Here is a 17,451-nt window from a genome sequence, read left to right on the forward strand (position 1 = left end):
CCCCTTATCAGATCACATGTGCGAGGAAACGTTCGACGGTTTCGGCCAGTACCTCCCGCCCGTCCCGCGCCCACAACTCCTCGTTGAACAGCTCCACTTCGATGGGGCCCGTGTAGCCGGCCGCCTCCACGCGGCCCCTCCACTCGCGCATGTCGATCGCGCCGTCGCCGATCTGGCCCCGGCCGTTGAGGACGCCCTCGGGCAGGGGGGTGGTCCAGTCGGCGAGCTGGAAGGTGTGGATGCGGCCCGCCGCGCCCGCGCGGGCGATCTGGGCGGGGGCCCGGTCGTCCCACCAGACGTGGTACGTGTCCACGGCGACGCCCACCTGCTCCGCGGGGAAGCGTTCGGCCAGGTCCAGGGCCTGGGCGAGCGTGGAGACCACGCAGCGGTCGGCCGCGTACATGGGGTGCAGGGGCTCGATGGCGAGGCGCACGCCGCGTTCGGCCGCGTAGGGCGCGAGGACGGCCAGGGCGTCGGCGACGCGTTCGCGGGCGCCGTGCAGGTCCTTGCTGAACAGCGGGAGGCCGCCGGAGACCAGGACCAGGGTGTCCGTGCCGAGCGCGGCGGCCTCCTCGATGGCCGCGTGGTTGTCGCCCAGCGCCTCGGCCCGCTCGACGGGATCGATGGCCGTGAGGAAGCCGCCCCGGCACAGGGTGGTCACCGTCAGGCCCGCGTCGCGGACCAGCTTGGCGGCCGCCTCCACGCCGTACGCCTGGACCGGCTCCCGCCACAGGCCCACCTGGGTGATGCCCAGGCGGGCGCAGGCGTCGGCCAGTTCGGGCAGCGACAGTTGCCTGACCGTCATCTGGTTGACGGAGAAGCGGGCGAGGCCGGGGTTCATCGGGTCACTCCGTACAGCGACAGCAGGGTCCTCATGCGTTCCCCGGCCAGTTCGGGGTCGGGGAACAGGCCCAGGGAGTCGGCGAGTTCGTAGGCGCGGGCCAGGTGCGGGAGGGAGCGGGCCGACTGGAGGCCGCCGACCATCGCGAAGTGGTCCTGGTGACCCGCGAGCCAGGCGAGGAGGACCACGCCCGTCTTGTAGAAGCGGGTCGGGGGCTGGAAGAGGTGCCGGGACAGTTCCACCGTGGGGTCCAGGAGGGCGCGGAAGCCCGGCACGTCGCCGGTGTCCAGGACGCGTACCGCCTGGGCCGCCAGCGGGCCCAGCGGGTCGAAGACGCCGAGCAGGGCGTGGCTGAAGCCCTTCTCGTCGCCCGCGATCAGCTCCGGGTAGTGGAAGTCGTCGCCGGTGTAGCAGCGCACGCCCTGCGGGAGACGGCGCCTGAGGTCGACCTCGCGCCGGGCGTCGAGGAGCGAGATCTTGACGCCGTCGACCTTGTCCGGGTGGGCGGCGATCACCTCCAGGAAGGTGCCGGTGGCCGCGTCCAGGTCGGACGAGCCCCAGTAGCCCTCCAGGGCCGGGTCGAACATCGGGCCCAGCCAGTGCAGGATCACCGGCTCGGCGGCCTGGCGCAGCAGGTGGCCGTAGATCTCCAGGTAGTCCTCGGGGCCGCGGGCGGTGGCGGCCAGGGCGCGGGAGGCCATGACGACGGCCTGGGCGCCGGCCTCCTCGACCACGGCGAGCTGTTCCTCGTAGGCCGCGCGGACCTCGGCGAGGGTGCCGGCGGCGAGCTGGTCGGTGCCGGCGCCGCAGGCGATCCGGCCGCCCACGGCGCGGGCCTCGGCCGCGCTGCGCCGGATCAGTTCGGCCGCGCCCGCCCAGTCCAGGCCCATGCCGCGCTGGGCGGTGTCCATCGCCTCGGCGACGCCGAGCCCGTGGGACCACAGGTGGCGGCGGAAGGCGAGGGTGGCGTCCCAGTCGACGGCGGCGGGCGAGTCGGGCGTGACGTCGGCGAAGGGGTCGGCGACGACGTGGGCCGCCGAGAAGACCGTACGGGAGGTGAAGGGCGTGCCGGGGGTGAAGGCGAGCGGCTCGGGGCGGGGCTCGTACGCCCGCAGGGTGCCGTCGGCGGCGGGGAGGCGGAGGGTCACAGCGAGATCTCCGGGACGTCGACGCGGCGGCCCTCGGCGGAGGACCTCAGGCCCAGTTCGGCGAGCTGGACGCCGCGGGCGCCGGCCAGCAGGTCCCAGTGGTAGGGGGCGTCGGCGTAGACGTGCTTGAGGAACAGCTCCCACTGGGCCTTGAAGCCGTTGTCGAACTCGGTGTTGTCGGGGACCTCCTGCCACTGGTCGCGGAAGACCTCGGTGGCGGGGACGTCCGGGTTCCACACCGGCTTGGGGGTGGCGCCGCGGTGCTGGACGCGGCAGGTGCGCAGCCCGGCCACGGCCGAGCCCTCCGTGCCGTCGACCTGGAACTCCACCAGTTCGTCGCGGTGGACGCGCACGGCCCAGGAGGAGTTGATCTGGGCGACGATGCCGCCCTCCAGCTCGAAGACGCCGTAGGCGGCGTCGTCGGCGGTGGCGTCGTAGGGCTTGCCCTGCTCGTCCCAGCGCTGCGGGATGTGGGTGGTGGCCAGGGCCTGCACGGACTTCACCCGGCCGAACAGCTCGTGCAGCACGTACTCCCAGTGCGGGAACATGTCGACGACGATGCCGCCGCCGTCCTCGGCGCGGTAGTTCCAGGAGGGGCGCTGCGCGGCCTGCCAGTCGCCCTCGAAGACCCAGTAGCCGAACTCGCCGCGCACGGAGAGGATCCGGCCGAAGAAGCCGCCGTCGACGAGGCGCTTCAGCTTCAGCAGGCCCGGCAGGAAGATCTTGTCCTGGACGACGCCGTGCCGGACGCCCTTGTCGTGGGCGAGTCGGGCCAGCCGGAGCGCGCCGTCCAGGCCGGTGGCGGTGGGCTTCTCGGTGTAGACGTGCTTCCCGGCCCCGATCGCCTTGGCGAGGGCCTCCTCGCGGGCGGAGGTGACCTGGGAGTCGAAGTAGACGTCGACGGACGGGTCGGTGAGGACGGCGTCCAGGTCGGTGGAGACGTGGTCGAGGCCGTGGCGGTCGGCGATCTCCCGCAGGGCGTGCTCACGGCGGCCGAGCAGGATCGGCTCGGGCCACAGCACGGTGCCGTCGCCGAGGTCGAGGCCGCCCTGCTCGCGCAGGGCGAGGATGGACCGGACGAGGTGCTGGCGGTAGCCCATGCGCCCGGTCACGCCGTTCATGGCGATTCGCACCGTCTTGCGTGTCACGTGAGTCCCTTTCGCGGTCCGGTGTAGCAAGCGCTTTCTATCTGGTGAGAAGCTAGCCTCTGCACGTGGTCTGGACAAGACCGTGTTCCCCGCCGAGTTGTTCGAGCGGGCGAACAACTCGGGTGCCGGGGCCTTAAGGTCAGGTCGGGGCCAGGACACCGTCCTGGCCGTTCCACGAGGGCGTACGACACGACGCGTGACCGGAGGACGACGAGATGACCGTGACCCTGGCGGACGTGGCGGCCCGCGCCCAGGTCTCCCCCGCGACGGTGTCGCGCGTGCTGAACGGCAACTACCCGGTCGCCGCCGCCACCCGGGAACGGGTGCTGCGGGCGGTGGACGAACTGGACTACGTCCTCAACGGCCCGGCCAGCGCGCTCGCCGCGGCCACCTCCGACCTGGTGGGCATCCTCGTCAACGACATCGCCGACCCCTTCTTCGGGATCATGGCGAGCGCGATCCAGGGCGAGATCGGCGGGCCCGGCGGGCGCGCCGGCGGGGAGCGGCTGGCGGTCGTCTGCAACACCGGGGGGTCGGCCGAGCGGGAGCTGACCTATCTGACGCTGCTCCAGCGGCAGCGGGCGGCGGCCGTGGTGCTGACCGGCGGGGCCGTGGAGGACGTGCCGCACGCGGCGGCGGTGGCGGCGAAGCTGCGCAAGCTCGCGGACGCCGGGACGCGGGTGGTGCTGTGCGGGCGGCCCCCGGCGCCGGACACCGACGCCATCGCGCTCACCTTCGACAACCGGGGCGGCGCCCGCGCGCTGACCGCCCACCTCCTCGGCCTCGGCCACCGCCGGCTGGGCTACATCGCCGGGCCCGGGGACCGGACGACCACCCGGCACCGCCTGGAGGGCCACCGCGCCGCGCTCGCGGCGGCCGGCGTCGAGGACGACCCGCGCCGGACGGTGTACGGCCGCTACGACCGCCGATCCGGCTACGAGGCCACGCTGGAACTGCTGCGCCGCGATCCGTCCCTGACGGGGATCGTGGCCGCGAACGACTCCGTCGCCCTCGGCGCGTGCGCCGCGCTGCGCGAGTCCGGGCTGCGCATCCCCGAGGACGTCTCGGTCGCCGGCTTCGACGACCTCCCCTTCAGCCTCGACGCGGTCCCCTCCCTGACCACGGTCCGCCTGCCCCTGGCGGAAGCGGGCGCGAGGGCGGGCCGCGTCGCCATGGGCCGCGAGGAGCCCCCGCCGGGCGGTATCGCCTCGATACGCGGGGAGTTGATGGTGCGGGGGTCCACGGGCGTGCCCCGGACGACCTGAGGGCGGTGCATGACACCGGCGGTCGGCGGGTACGCGACGACCTCATGAAGCTGGCGTTCTCCACCCTCGGTGTCCCCGGGCTGCCCCTCCCGGACGTTCTCTCGCTCGCGACCGCGCACGGGTACCACGGCGTCGAGCTGCGGGCCCATCCCGAGGAACCGGTGCATCCGGGACTCGGTCCCGCCGAGCGCGCGGAGGCCGCCGCGCTGTTCCGGGGGGCCGGGGTGGAGGTGGTGGGGCTGGCCGGGTACGCCCGGGTGGCCGCGCCGGGCGAGGACGGGCCCGTGCTGGCGGAGATCCGGGAGCTGCTGGGGCTGGCGCACGACCTCGGGGCGCCCTTCGTGCGGGTCTTCCCGGGTGCCGACGCCGACCGGCCCCGCAAGGAGTCCGACGCGATCGCCGCGCGGCGGCTCGGCGCCGCCGCCGAGGACGCCGCCGCGCTCGGCGTGCGGATCCTGCTGGAGACCCACGACTCGCACCGCACCGGCGCCGACGCGATCCGGATCCTCGGCCCGGTCGGGCACCGGCACGTGGGCGCGCTGTGGGACGTGCTGCACACCTGGCGGGGCGGCGAGCAGCCGGCCGACAGCTACGCGGCCCTCGCCCCGCACCTCGGCTACGTCCAGGTCAAGGACGTCGCCTCGGCCGGGGACACCACCCCGCTGCCGCTCGGCGCCGGGGTGCTGCCGCTCGCCGAGTGCGTGGAGGTGCTGTCCCGGCGGGACTGGGACGGCTGGCTGTGCTGGGAGTACGAGAAGCGCTGGCACGAGTCGGCCGCGCCGCTGGAGGAGCTGCTCGGCGACGGGCGGGAGCACCTGGCGCGGCTGCTGGGGGAGGCCGCCTGAGCGGCGATATTCGCTGGCGGGCACCGGGGGGCGCGGCTAGCCTCCCCCGGTGACACCGCTGCCGGGGCCGTGCGCCCGCCTCCGCTCATGAGCCTCGCCCGCTCCCTCGTCGACATACGGCCGCTGCGCACCTCGCCCGTCTTCCGGCGGCTGCTGTTCGGGCGGTCCGTGTCCGTGCTCGGCGGGTTCATGACCATGGTGACGGTCATGTACCAGGTGTGGGACCAGACCCACAGCACCGCCTGGACCGGCGCCGTGGGACTCGCCCAGGCGCTTCCGCTGGCCGGGTTCGGGCTGTTCGCCGGGGCGTGGGCGGACCGGGCCGACCGGCGGCGGGTGTACCTCGCGGCCACCGTCGGCCAGGCGGTCTGCTCCCTCGCGCTCGCCGCGCAGGGCTTCACCGGGCACGTGCCGGTGGCCGGGGTGCTGCTGCTGGTCGCCGCGCAGTCCGCGTTCGGCGCGCTCGGCGCCCCGGCCGCCGGGGTGTTCCTGCCCCGGCTGCTGCCCAAGGACCAGGTGGCCGCCGGGCTCGCGCTGCAACAGGTCACCTGGCAGTCGATGATGCTGATCGGGCCCGCGCTGGCCGGGGTGCTGCTCGGCTGGTTCGGCATGGGCGTCTGCTACCTGCTGGACGCCCTGAGCTTCGGGCTCGCCTTCTACGGCGCCTTCGGGCTGCCCCCGCTGCCGCCCGAGGGGGCGCCCGCCCGGCCGGGGCTGCGCGGCGCACTGGACGGGCTGCGGTTCCTGGCCGGGCACCGGGTGGTGCGCGGTGCGCTGATCACCGACCTGGCCGCCACCGTGCTGTCGTTCCCGGGCAGCCTCTTCCCGCTGGTCAACGCCGAACGGTTCGGCGACGACCCGCGCACCCTCGGGCTGTTCCTGTCGGCGCTGGCGGTCGGCGGGGTCGCGGCGGCCGCGCTGTCCGGCTCGCTGACCCGACTCGCCCGGCCGGGCCCGGTGATGCTGTGCGCGTCCGCCACCTGGGGCGCGTCCCTGGTCCTGTTCGGCCTGTCCACCAACCCCTGGCTGGGCCTCGCGCTGCTGGTGCTGGCCGGGGCGGCGGACGCCACGGCGGTGGTCTCCCGGTCCACGATCGTGCAGACCCGCACCCCGGACGCGCTGCTCGGCCGGGTCACCGCGGCGGAGCAGATCGTCGGCCAGGCGGGCCCGAGCCTCGGCAACGCGCGCGGCGGCCTGCTCGCCGGCTGGACCTCCGGCACCACCGCGCTGGTGACCGGCGGGGTGCTGTGCGTGCTGGCGGTCGCCGGGGTCGCCACGGCCACCCCCGAACTGCGCGACCGCGAGGCGCCCGCGGCGGACCCGGCCGTACCGTGAGCGGCCCGGTGCCGGCGGCCGGCCGCCGTCAGCCGGCGGCGGGCAGCGCCGCGAACGCCTCGTGGAAACCGGGGAACGTCTTGCGCACGCAGCCGGGGTCGTCGTACGTCAGGCCGGGCGCGCGCAGGGCGGTCACGGCGAAGGACATCACGATGCGGTGGTCGCCGAAGGTCTTGATCTCCACCCCGGGCGCCGGGGCACCGGGCCGGACCTCGATCCAGTCCGGTCCGGTCGCCACCCCGACGCCGAGCCGCCGCAGGTTGTCCGCGCACGCCTGAAGGCGGTCGCACTCCTTCACCCGGGTGTTGCCGACGTCCTCGATGCGCACCGGGCCCGAGGCGAACGGCGCGATCGCGGCCAGCGTCGGCATCGTGTCGGAGACGTCCCGCATGTTCACGGTGAGCCCGCGCAGTTCCCCGGTGCCGCGCACGGTCGTGCGGTCCCCGGCGACCTCCACGTCGGCACCCATCCGGCGCAGCACCTCCACGAAGCGCAGGTCGCCCTGGAGGGCGCCGGTGCCGAGACCGGGCACGGTGACCTCGCGGCCCGGGGTGAGCGCGGCGGCGGCGAAGAAGTAGCTCGCGGTGGAGGCGTCCGGCTCGACGGCGTAGGTGGTGGCGCGGTAGCCGCCGGGCGGCACGTCGTACACCGGGCCGTCGCGGGTCACGTCCACGCCGAACGCCCGCATCATCGCGAGGGTGATCTCCACGTACGGCGCGGACACCAGGTCGGTGACCCGGATGCGCAGTCCGGTGCGGGTGAGCGGGCCGAGCAGCAGCAGCGCGGTCAGGTACTGGGAGGACTGGCCGGCGTCCAGCACGACCTCGCCGCCCTCGACGCCCGCGGCGTGCACGGTGAGCGGGTGGTGGCCCTCGGCGTCCTCGTGCCGCAGGTCCACGCCGAGGCCGCGCAGGGCGCGGGTGAGCGGGCCGAGGGGGCGGCGGCGCATCTGCGGGGAGGCGTCGAAGCGGTAGGTGCCGCGGCCGGCGGCGGCCAGGGTGGGCAGGAAGCGGGCGGTGGTGGCGCCGTCGCGGCAGTAGACGTCGGCCTCCGGCACGGCGGGGCCCTGCGGGCGGCCCTCGATCCGCCACGCCCCCGGGGCGTGAGCGACCCGGTAGCCGAGCCGGGTCAGGCCCTCGGCGAAGCCCTCGGTGTCGTCGGAGCGCAGGGGCCGCAGCAGGGTGCTGACGCCGTCGGCCGCGGCGGCGAGGAAGAGCGCGCGGGCGGTGATGGACTTGGAACCGGGAATCTCGACTGCGGGCATGGCCGCATGATGACGGCTCGTCCGGCGCGCGGCCCGGGCCGTCCAGGGGCTGGACGCGCCCCGGGAATCCCCGGCCGGCGGCCCTTTCCTGGTTACTGTGCAGTCCCTTGACGGAAAGAAACTTCCCGGATATTCGTGACTCCTCGGAAGTTTCCTTCAGCGGTTCTCCTCTGGAAGGAGCGCACGTGCCCGACACCAGCACGGGAAGCGACACCGGCACGGGAAGCACGCGAAGAAACGCCGTACGGCCGTCCCGGCGCGCCGTCCTCGCCGCGACCGCGGGCCTCACCGCCGCGCTGACGGTCCCGGCGGCCGCCCAGGCCGCCGACGACCGCCGGCTGCGCGCCCTGATCTCCCGCATGACGCTTCAGGAGAAGGTCGGCCAGCTGTTCGTGACGCGGGTCTACGGCCACTCCGCCACCGACCCCGACCAGGCCGACGCCGACACCAACCTGAAGGAGCTGGGCGCCCGCACCGCCGCCGAGCTGATCGCCAAGTACCGGGTCGGCGGCATCATCTACTTCACCTGGGCGCACAACACCCGCGACCCGCACCAGATCGCCGCCCTGTCCGACGGCATCCAGCGGGCCGCGCTCGACCAGCCGCGCGGGCTGCCCGTGCTCGTCGCCACCGACCAGGAGCACGGCGCGGTGTGCCGGATCGGCAGGCCCGCCACGCTGCTGCCGGGCGCGATGGCGATCGGCGCGGGCCGCTCCCGCTCCGACGCCCGGACCCTCGGCCGGATCTCCGGCACCGAACTGCGCGCGCTCGGCATCCACCAGGACTACTCCCCCGACGCCGACGTGAACGTCAACCCGGCCAACCCGGTCATCGGGGTGCGCTCCTTCGGCGCCGACCCGGACGCGGTCGCCGCGCTGGTCGCCGCCGAGGTGCGGGGGTACCGGTCGGCCGGGGTCGCGACGAGCGCCAAGCACTTCCCGGGCCACGGGGACACCTCCGTCGACAGCCACTACGGCTTCCCGGTCATCACGCACAGCCGCGAGCTGTGGGAGGAGCTGGACGCCGTGCCGTTCCGGGCCGCGATCCGGGCGGGCGTCGACACGGTCATGACCGGGCACATCCAGTTCCCGGCCCTGGACGGCTCCGGCGACCCGGCCACCCTGTCCCGGCCCGTCCTGACCGGCATCCTGCGCGAGGAACTCGGCTACGACGGGGTCGTCGTCACCGACTCCCTCGGCATGCAGGGCGTGCGCGCCAAGTACGGCGACGACCGGGTGGTGGTGCTCGCCCTGAAGGCCGGCGTGGACCAGCTGCTCAACCCGCCGTCGCTGGACGTGGCCTGGAACGCGGTGCTGACGGCCGTGCGCGAGGGCGAGCTGACCGAGGACCGGCTCGACGAATCGGTCCTGCGCATCCTGCGGCTGAAGGCCCGGTACGGACTGTTCGACCATCCCTGGTCGCACGCGGACCGCATCGAGGGCACGGTGGGCACCGGGACCCACCTGGCCGCCGCCGACCGGATCGCCGAGCGCACCACCACGCTGCTGGTCAACGAGGACGGCACGCTGCCCTTCGACCGGCGCCGGGAACACCGGGTGCTGGTCGTCGGCGCCGACCCGGCCTCCCCCTCCGGCACCACCGGCCCGCCCACCGGTGTGCTGGCCGCCGCCCTCACCGAGCTGGGCTTCGCCGCCACCGCCCTGTCCACCGGCACCGCGCCCTCCCCGGCGAGCACCGACAAGGCGGTCGCGGCGGCCGGGGACGCGGACGCGGTGGTGGTGGCCACCTACAACGTGACGGCGGGCAGCTCCCAGCGGACCCTGGTGGACCGCCTGCTGGCCACCGGCAAGCCGGTGGCCGTGGTGGCGATCCGCAACCCGTACGACATCGCGCAGCTGCCCGCCGTCCGGGCCTGCCTGGCCACGTACTGCTGGACGGACGTCGAACTGCGCGCCGCCGCACGGGTGCTGGCCGGCCGGGTGGCCCCGCGCGGGCGGCTTCCCGTGCCGGTGCAGCGGGCCGACGACCCGGCACGGGTGCTGTACCCGGTCGGGCACGGGCTGCGGTACTAGCCGGCCGCCCGGGGCCGCAGGGCGGGCTCCCGCTCCGGGTCCCGGGCGTCCAGCCGCGCGTCGTAGCGGGCCAGCGGCTTCGCCTGGTCCACGGCGGCCGGCGGGAGGCCCGCCCAGGCCAGGATGCGGGCGGTGGCGAGGCTCTTCTCCCCCTCGACCAGGCTCGCCACGTTCGCGCCGTGGTTCATGCCGGGCGCGGTGAGGACGTAGGAGTCACGGGCGCCCGCGCCGAGCCGGAAGCGCTCCGAGCCCCACGGGTCGTTCTGGCCGTAGACGAAGAGCATGTGCGTGGCGTGGTGCCGGACCCAGGTGTCCACGTCGCGCATCGCCCGCGGCTGGAACCGCATCGGGATGGAGCGGGGGACGTAGTTGCGGGGCGGCTGGTAGCCGTAGCGGATCAGACGCCGGTCGATGCCGGGGAAGTGGATGACGGGGGCGCCCAGCTGGGTGCCGGCCTGGTAGTAGTACGGGGTGTAGGGGTCCAGTCCCTGGTCGGTGTAGGCGTCGAAGCCGGAGACGGTGTCCAGCGAGGTCCAGAGCGCGTCGTCGGTCGCCGTGGCGGCGTCCGCCGGGACCGTGTCGCAGTCGTCGAGCAGGCTGTACTGCCAAAAGCCCCACGCGTAGTCCAGCACCACCGCCTCGTAGGCCCGGTCCAGGCCGCCGATGGTGTCGAAGGTGAGGCCCTTGCCGGCGGCGTACGCGGCGTACTTCTCCTCCAGCCGCTCGCGGCGCACCAGCGCCTCGCGCTGCACGGCGGTCAGCCGGTCCCGGCACTCCTTGGTGCCGACGCGGGCGAAGAAGCGGTCGTAGGCCGAGTCCTCGTCGTTCACGACGTCGTTCGGGGCGACGTAGGCGACGACGCCGTCCATGTCGTCCGGGTAGAACCGCTCGTAGTAGGTGGCCGTCATGCCGCCCTTGGAGGCGCCGGTGGCCAGCCAGTTGGCGGGGTAGACGGCCTTCAGCGCCCGGAACACCCGGTGCTGGTCGCTCGCGGCCTGCCAGATGTCGAGCTTGGACCAGTCGGCCGGCTCGGGGCGGGAGGGGGTGAAGTAGCGGTACTCCAGGGAGACCTGGTTGCCGTCCACGATCCGGGTGGGCTCGCGGCGCGAGGGGCTGGTGGAGACGTGGTAGCCGCCGGTGTAGAAGACGGTGGGGCGGCTCGCGTCCTTGTGCAGCACGGTGATCCGCTGCTGGAAGGTGCCCCGGTCCGGGTGGCGGTGGTCGACCGGCTGGGTGTAGGTCAGGACGAAGTAGCGGTAGCCGGGGTAGGGCTTCTCCTCCGTCAGGCTCATGCCGGGTATCGACAGGAGTTCGTCCTTGATGTCGGTGGGCTCGTCTGCGGCGGCGGTGGCCGCCTGGACCGTCGTGCCCAGTGTGCCGATGAGCACCGTGAGCGCGAGCAGCCATCTGAGCGCCTTGCGCATGCGCACTCTCCCCTGTGAGAAGGATGTGCGCCGGAAACTATCCCAGCGGGTTCCGCCCCACCAGAGGACGTTGCGCTGTCCGCCGGCCGGCCGCCGGTCAGCGGCTCAGCACAGGATCCAGCCGGAGCTGACGGAGTAGCGGCCCACCGCGCCCTTGATCCACACGCAGCGGTGCCCGGCGTGCACGGTCACCGGGCCGGCGTGGTGGGTGTAGCGGCCCTTGTCGACGACCGGCCGGTTGCCGCGCGCCTGCACGCTGACCGACATGGTCTGGGCGGGGCCCGGCTTCCGGGCGACGGTCACCGCGCAGACGTAGCCGGCGCTCTTGTAGACGTGGGTGATGCCGGTCTTGAACGGCAGGGTCCGCACCTCACGCCCGGCGCAGCCGCCGGACGCGGCCTCGGCGGTCCCCGTCGCCGTCAGCGCGAGCGCCCCGGACGCGGCCAGCACGGCCGCACCGACCGCCAGTCGCCGGCGTATCCCACCACTGCCCACTTCGTCCTCCCCGTACCCGGTCACACTCCCCCGTCTCCGTACTGATGTACGGACGCACGCGTGTGCCGGATGGTTGCACGACCGTCAGCGGAACGCTTCGGCGGGGGGCCTCAACGGGCCGCGCCGACCGGTTCCTCCGGCTCGGACCGGCCGACGAAGGTCCGCCACAGCTCGGCGTACCGGCCGCCGCGGGCCAGCAGCTCCTCGTGGGTGCCGTCCTCGGCGACCCGGCCGTGGTCCATCACCACGACCCGGTCGGCCCGGGCGGCGGTGGTCAGCCGGTGCGCCACCACCAGCGTGGTACGACGGCCCGCCAGCCGGTCGGTGGCCCGGTTGACCTGCGCCTCGGTGGCCAGGTCCAGGGCGGCCGTGGCCTCGTCCAGCAGCAGCACGTCCGGGTCGACGAGTTCGGCGCGGGCGAGGGCGATCAGCTGGCGCTGGCCCGCCGAGAGGTTCCGGCCGCGCTCGGCCACCTCGTGCAGATAGCCGCCCGGCAGCCGGGCGATCATCTCGTGCGCGCCGACCGACCGGGCCGCCGCCTCCACCTCGGCGTCGGTGGCGTCGGGCCGGCCGTAGGCGATGGCGTCGCGGACGGTGCCCGGGAAGAGGTACGCCTCCTGCGGGACCACGCCGAGCCGGTGCCGGTAGGAGGTGAGGTCCAGGTCGCGCAGGTCCGTGCCGTCGGCCGTGACCCGCCCGCCGGTCGGGTCGTAGAACCGCGCGACCAGCTTGACCAGCGTGGACTTGCCCGCGCCCGTCTCGCCGACGAAGGCGACCGTCTGCCCGGCCGGGATCGTCAGGTCGATGCCGGTGAGGGCCTCCTCCTCGTCGCCGTAGGCGAACCGCACGTCCTCGAAGGCGATGTCCCCGCGCAGCGACAGGACCTCCAGCGGGGCGTCCGCGGTCCCGGTGGACGTCGGCTCGCGCAGCAGCTCCTGGATGCGGCCCAGCGAGACGGTGGCCTGCTGGTAGCCGTCGAAGACCTGGGAGAGCTGCTGGACGGGCGCGAAGAACAGGTCGATGTAGAGCAGGTAGGCCACCAGGGCGCCGGTGGTGAGGGTGGCCGCCTCGACCCGGTGCGCGCCCGCGATCAGTACGCAGGCCACCGCGACCGAGGACAGCAGCTGGACGAACGGGAAGTACACCGATATCAGCCGCTGGCCGCGCACCCGGGCGCGCCGGTAGCCGTCGCTGCGCTCGGCGAAGCGCCGGCCGCCGTCCCGCTCCCGGCGGAACGCCTGCACGATGCGCAGCCCGGCCACGGTCTCCTGGAGGTCGGCGTTGACCCCCGAGACCCGCTCGCGGGCCAGCTCGTACGCCTTCACGCTGGCCCGGCGGAAGAAGAAGGTGGCCACGGCCAGCGGGGGCAGGGTGGCGAACACGACGAGGGCGAGCCGCACGTCGAGGACCAGCAGGGCGCCCATGATGCCGAAGAAGGTGACGACCGAGACGAACGCGGTGACCAGGCCCGTCTGGAGGAAGGTCGACAGGGCGTCGACGTCCGTGGTCATCCTCGTCATGATCCGGCCGGTCAGCTCGCGCTCGTAGTAGTCCAGGCCGAGCCGCTGGAGCTGCGCGAAGATCTTCAGCCGCAGGGTGTAGAGCACGCGTTCGCCGGTGCGCCCGGTCATCCGGGTCTCGGCGATCTGCGCGGCCCACTGCACCAGCACGGTCAGCAGGGCGAGCAGGGAGGCCGCCCACACCGCGCCGATCGCCATCCGGGTCACGCCCGAGTCGATGCCGTGCCGGATCAGCACCGGCAGCAGCAGGCCCGCGCCCGCGTCCACGGCGACCAGGGCCAGGCTGACCAGCAGCGGCGGCCAGAAGCCGCGCAGCAGGCGGCGCAGGCCGTAGGAGTCCTCGGGCAGCGTCGCGCGGCCCTCGTCGATGTCCGGGGTGTCGGTGGCCGGGGGCAGCGCCTCGACCTGGGCGAGCAGTTCGGGGGTGGCCGGGGTGCCGGCGAGCGCCAGGTCCTTGCGCTCGCGGTCGCCGGTCCACAGCCGGGGGGTGACGCCCCGCTCGGCGTCGAACTCGGCGTCCAGCTCGTCGCGGACGGTGGTGTCGTCGGCGGGCGCGGCCGGGCGGGCGTGGCCCGGGGAGACACCGCCCAGCTCGTCCGGGTCGGTGAGCAGCCGGCGGTACAGGGCCGAGCGTTCCTGGAGCTCGTCGTGGGTGCCGAGGTCGGCGAGCCGGCCGCCGTCCAGGACGGCGATGCGGTCGGCGAGGTTCAGGGTGGAGCGGCGGTGGGCGATGAGCAGGGTGGTGCGGCCCCGCATCACGTGCTTCAGCGCCTCGTGGATCTCGTGCTCCACGCGCGCGTCGACGGCCGAGGTGGCGTCGTCCAGGACCAGCAGGCGGGGGTCGGTGAGCAGGGCGCGGGCGAGCGCGACGCGCTGGCGCTGGCCGCCGGAGAGGGTCAGGCCGTGTTCGCCGACCTTGGTGGCGTAGCCGTCGGGCAGCTCGGCGATGAAACGATCCGCCTGGGCGGCGCGGGCGGCTGCCTCGATCTCCTCGTCGGTGGCGTCCGGGCGGCCGTAGGCGATGTTGGCGCGGACGGTGTCGGAGAAGAGAAACGAATCCTCGGGGACGAGTCCGATGGCGGCCCGCAGCGAGTCCAGGGTCAGTTCGCGCACGTCGTGGCCGCCGACCAGGACGGCGCCCCGGTGGACGTCGTAGAAGCGCGGCAGGAGCAGCGAGAGGGTGGACTTGCCGGAGCCGGAGGAGCCGACGACGGCGAGGGTCTCGCCGGGCCGGATCTCGAAGCTGATGCCCTTCAGGACCGGGCGCCCGTCGTCGTAGCCGAAGGTCACGTCGTCGAACTCGACGGTCGCGGGCGCGTCGGCGGGCAGTTCCCTGGTGCCGTCGGTCAGGGTCGGCTCGGTGTCGATCAGCTCCAGCACGCGTTCGGTGCCGGCCCGGGCCTGCTGGCCGACCGTGAGCACCATCGCGAGCATCCGGACCGGGCCGACGAGCTGGGCCAGGTAGGTGGAGAAGGCCACGAAGGTGCCGAGCGTGATGTGGCCGTGCACGGCGAGCCAGCCGCCGAGGGCCAGCATGGCGACCTGGCCGAGCGCCGGGACGGCCTGGAGCGCCGGGGTGTAGCGGCTGTTCAGGCGGATCGTGCGCAGCCGGCCCGCGAACAGCCGGCGGCCGACCTCGCGGAGCTTGTTGGTCTCCTGCTCCTCCTGCCCGAAGCCCTTGACCACGCGCACGCCGCTGACCGCGCCGTCGACCACGCCGGCCACGGCGGCGGCCTGCGCCTGGGCGTACCAGGTGGCCGGGTGCAGCTTGGTGCGGCTGCGCCGGGCGATCCAGCCGAGGGCGGGGGCGACGGCGAGGGCGACCAGGGTCAGCGGCAGCGACAGCGACGCCATGATCCCCAGGGAGATCAGGAAGAGCAGGACGTTCCCGATGGTCATCGGGAGCATGAACAGCAGGCCCTGGATCAGCTGGAGGTCGCTGGTGGCGCGGCCGACGACCTGCCCGGTGGACAGCTCGTCCTGGCGGCGGCCGTCCAGCCTGGTGATCGTCCGGTACATCTCGGTCCGCAGGTCGTGCTGGACGTCCAGGGCGAGCCGGCCGCCGTAGAAGCGGCGGACGTAGGTGAGGACGTAGACGAGGACGGCGGCGCCTATGAGGGCGCCGGCCCAGGGGGCCATGGCACGGCTGTGGTCGCCGATCACGTCGTCGATGATCACCTTGGTGATCAGGGGGACGACGGCCATCACCGCCATGCCGGCGAGGGAGGAGCCGAGGGCCAGGACGACGTCCTTCGGATACCGCCAGGCGTATCCCGCGAGCCGCCGTGCCCATCCCCGTTGCGCTGCCACGCCGGTGCCTTCCGTTCGTCCTGCCCTGCCGCAACACACCAACGCGGGCCGATGCGGATTTCATCCCTCCGCAACAATTCCGCGGGCGGGCCGGCGCGCGGGGGGAAGCGGCGGGCGGGCCCGCGACCGGTACCTCCGGGGCCGGGCGCGCACCCGGCGCCCCCAGGGCGGCGCCCCCGACCGCTGCCTCCGGGGCCGGGCCCCCGACCGCTGCCTTCGGGGCCGGGTCCGCGACCGCAGGCGGGCGCGCCGGTCCACGGCCCGTGCTCGGCCGCGGCGGACGACGGGCCGGACGCTTCCGCACGACGGCCCAGGCGCTCCGCACGACGGCCCTCGGCCGGGCGCCGGCCCATGGCCAGGTGCCGGGCCACGACCGGAGTACGGCTGACGGCCCCTCCCTTCGGGCGGCCCGCGGCCGGGCGCCGCCCCGCGACCGGATGGCTGGCGGGCCCCCGACCGCTGCCTCCGGAGCCGAGCCCCCGCCCGGAGGCGGGCGCGCCGGCCCACGGCCCGTGCACGGCCGCGGCGGACGACCGGCCGGACGCTTCCGCACGACGGCCCACGGCCGGGTGCCGGGCCGCGACCGGATAGCGGGCGGGCCCCCGACCGCTGCCTCCGGGGCCGGGACCGCGACCGGAGGCGGGCGCGCCGGTTCACGGCCCGTGCTCGGCCGCGGCGGACGACGGGCCGGACGCTTCCGCATGGCGGATCACAGCCGTGAGCGGGCGGCGGGTGGTTCGTCGCGGGGCTTCCGTCAGGTGCGTACCCGCAGGTAGTAGAAACGGGTCGTCTGGGCCGGGTTCTGGTTGTCGTCGCTGACCAGGAGGACCTTCAGGCGGCCCCTGGCGTCGCGGCCGGTGATCGTCATGCCCTCGATGTTGTCCAGCAGGGGGTTGGGCTGGGGCTGCCTGGCCGTGGCGCCGAGGCTCGGGCAGGCCGCGATGTCGGCCAGCAGGGTCTTCTCGACGAGCCGGACTCCGCTCTGGCCCGTCAGGTTCTCGATGCCGGCGGTGTTCGTCGCGCGCCGGGGGTCGGCGAGGTAGAGGCGGACGGTGTTGCCGACGCCGGCGGTGAAGCCGCGCTCCAGGACGAGGAGGCGGCCGTCGGGGGTGGCCTGGACCTCCGGGACGCCGAGGCCGGGGTCGGTGCGGTAGGCGTACTGGGCGGCGGGCGTGAAGCGTCCCCGGTGGCGCTGCCAGGTCTGGAAGCGGACGATGCCGGCGGAGTCGCCCGCTATCGCGTACTCCATGGAGGCCAGCAGGGTGCGGCCGCCGGGCAGCAGGGTCAGGCCCTCGAAGGTCTGGTTGGCGGTGGCCCGGCCGGCCGGGGCCACCCGGAGGGCGGCGGGCACCGGGAGCCGGTCCAGGATCTCGCCGCCGGGGCTGTAGCGGCGCACGGACGGTTCGGTCTCGGAGGACACCAGCCGGGTGCCGTCGCGGTCCACGACCAGGCCCTCGGAGTCGAGGTCGGCGCCCTTCTCGTCGGCGAGGCGGACGACCGCCTCCGGCCGGAGGGTACGGGCGTCGAGCCGGAAGAGGGACGAGCGGTCCCCGAGGGCCGCGAGCGAGCCGTCCCGGTCCACGGCGAGGGCGGACAGGTTGCCGGTGTACGTGCCCTCGTACGTCGTCTTGTCGAGCGCGTCGGAGAAGCGGTCGAGGACGGCGTACGGCGAACAGGCGTGGGTGCCCGGCGAGTGGGCGGCGGCGGGCCCGGCGGGGGGGGGGGGGGGGGAAACCCCACAAGCCGGGGGGGGGGAGGGGAAAGGAGGTCCCTGGCGCACGGGCGGTAACACCGGGGAAGGCGGGGAGGTCCTGGAAGGCCCC

The 17,451-nt window shown here is 74.6% G+C and carries 12 protein-coding genes; 4 read left to right on the plus strand and 8 right to left on the minus strand.

Translation table 11 applies throughout. From position 1 onward, the window contains the following. Positions 1-7: 7 nt before the first annotated feature. The 3 genes from ACZ63H_RS08805 to ACZ63H_RS08815 are packed head-to-tail and all read right to left on the minus strand — an operon-like array spanning position 8 to position 3,137. On the minus strand, positions 8-841 hold the full coding sequence (locus ACZ63H_RS08805; protein WP_469863107.1) for a sugar phosphate isomerase/epimerase family protein: 834 nt from the start codon (positions 839-841) through the stop codon (positions 8-10). Continuing rightward, positions 838-1,989, minus strand: coding sequence for a dihydrodipicolinate synthase family protein (locus tag ACZ63H_RS08810; protein ID WP_469863108.1), 1,152 nt, complete (start codon positions 1,987-1,989; stop codon positions 838-840). The genes ACZ63H_RS08805 and ACZ63H_RS08810 overlap by 4 nt, the downstream gene beginning before the upstream one ends. Continuing rightward, positions 1,986-3,137, minus strand: coding sequence for a Gfo/Idh/MocA family protein (locus tag ACZ63H_RS08815; RefSeq protein ID WP_469863109.1), 1,152 nt, complete (start codon positions 3,135-3,137; stop codon positions 1,986-1,988). Before ACZ63H_RS08815 ends, ACZ63H_RS08810 begins: the two co-directional genes overlap by 4 nt. 215 nt (positions 3,138-3,352) lie before the next feature. On the opposite strand from ACZ63H_RS08815, the gene ACZ63H_RS08820 reads away from it, so the two are divergent. From ACZ63H_RS08820 to ACZ63H_RS08830, 3 genes are all read left to right on the plus strand, one after another. Next, positions 3,353-4,402, plus strand: coding sequence for a LacI family DNA-binding transcriptional regulator (locus ACZ63H_RS08820; protein ID WP_469863110.1), 1,050 nt, complete (start codon positions 3,353-3,355; stop codon positions 4,400-4,402). A gap of 44 nt (positions 4,403-4,446) precedes the next feature. After that, positions 4,447-5,247: a sugar phosphate isomerase/epimerase family protein gene (locus ACZ63H_RS08825; protein WP_469863111.1), complete on the plus strand. Its 801-nt coding sequence runs from the start codon at positions 4,447-4,449 to the stop codon at positions 5,245-5,247. Between the two features lie 87 nt (positions 5,248-5,334). Continuing rightward, positions 5,335-6,582, plus strand: a complete 1,248-nt coding sequence (locus ACZ63H_RS08830; protein WP_469863112.1) for an MFS transporter — start codon at positions 5,335-5,337, stop codon at positions 6,580-6,582. 28 nt (positions 6,583-6,610) lie between these two features. On the opposite strand, the gene aroA is transcribed toward ACZ63H_RS08830, so the two are convergent. Continuing rightward, on the minus strand, positions 6,611-7,846 hold the full coding sequence (gene aroA / locus ACZ63H_RS08835; protein ID WP_469863113.1) for a 3-phosphoshikimate 1-carboxyvinyltransferase: 1,236 nt from the start codon (positions 7,844-7,846) through the stop codon (positions 6,611-6,613). Between the two features lie 185 nt (positions 7,847-8,031). On the opposite strand from aroA, the gene ACZ63H_RS08840 reads away from it, so the two are divergent. Continuing rightward, positions 8,032-9,879 (plus strand): glycoside hydrolase family 3 protein, encoded by a 1,848-nt coding sequence (locus ACZ63H_RS08840; protein ID WP_469863114.1) that lies wholly within the window; start codon positions 8,032-8,034, stop codon positions 9,877-9,879. Here ACZ63H_RS08840 and ACZ63H_RS08845 read toward each other — a convergent pair. The 4 genes from ACZ63H_RS08845 to ACZ63H_RS08860 all read right to left on the minus strand — a co-directional run bounded on the left by ACZ63H_RS08845 (position 9,876) and on the right by ACZ63H_RS08860 (position 17,408). Beyond that, on the minus strand, positions 9,876-11,303 hold the full coding sequence (locus ACZ63H_RS08845; protein ID WP_469863115.1) for a S28 family serine protease: 1,428 nt from the start codon (positions 11,301-11,303) through the stop codon (positions 9,876-9,878). The two genes, ACZ63H_RS08840 and ACZ63H_RS08845, sit on opposite strands and share 4 nt — an antisense overlap. Positions 11,304-11,408: 105 nt before the next feature. Continuing rightward, positions 11,409-11,798 carry a hypothetical protein gene (locus ACZ63H_RS08850; RefSeq protein WP_469863239.1) on the minus strand — a complete coding sequence of 130 codons (390 nt, stop codon included), beginning with the start codon at positions 11,796-11,798 and terminating at the stop codon, positions 11,409-11,411. 110 nt (positions 11,799-11,908) lie between these two features. Further along, positions 11,909-15,628 carry an ABC transporter ATP-binding protein gene (locus ACZ63H_RS08855; protein ID WP_469863116.1) on the minus strand — a complete coding sequence of 1,240 codons (3,720 nt, stop codon included), beginning with the start codon at positions 15,626-15,628 and terminating at the stop codon, positions 11,909-11,911. Positions 15,629-16,382: 754 nt separating this feature from the next. Continuing rightward, positions 16,383-17,408 (minus strand): esterase-like activity of phytase family protein, encoded by a 1,026-nt coding sequence (locus ACZ63H_RS08860; protein ID WP_469863117.1) that lies wholly within the window; start codon positions 17,406-17,408, stop codon positions 16,383-16,385. Positions 17,409-17,451 lie beyond the last annotated feature (43 nt).

This window comes from Streptomyces sp. NPDC104831, assembly GCF_055583025.1.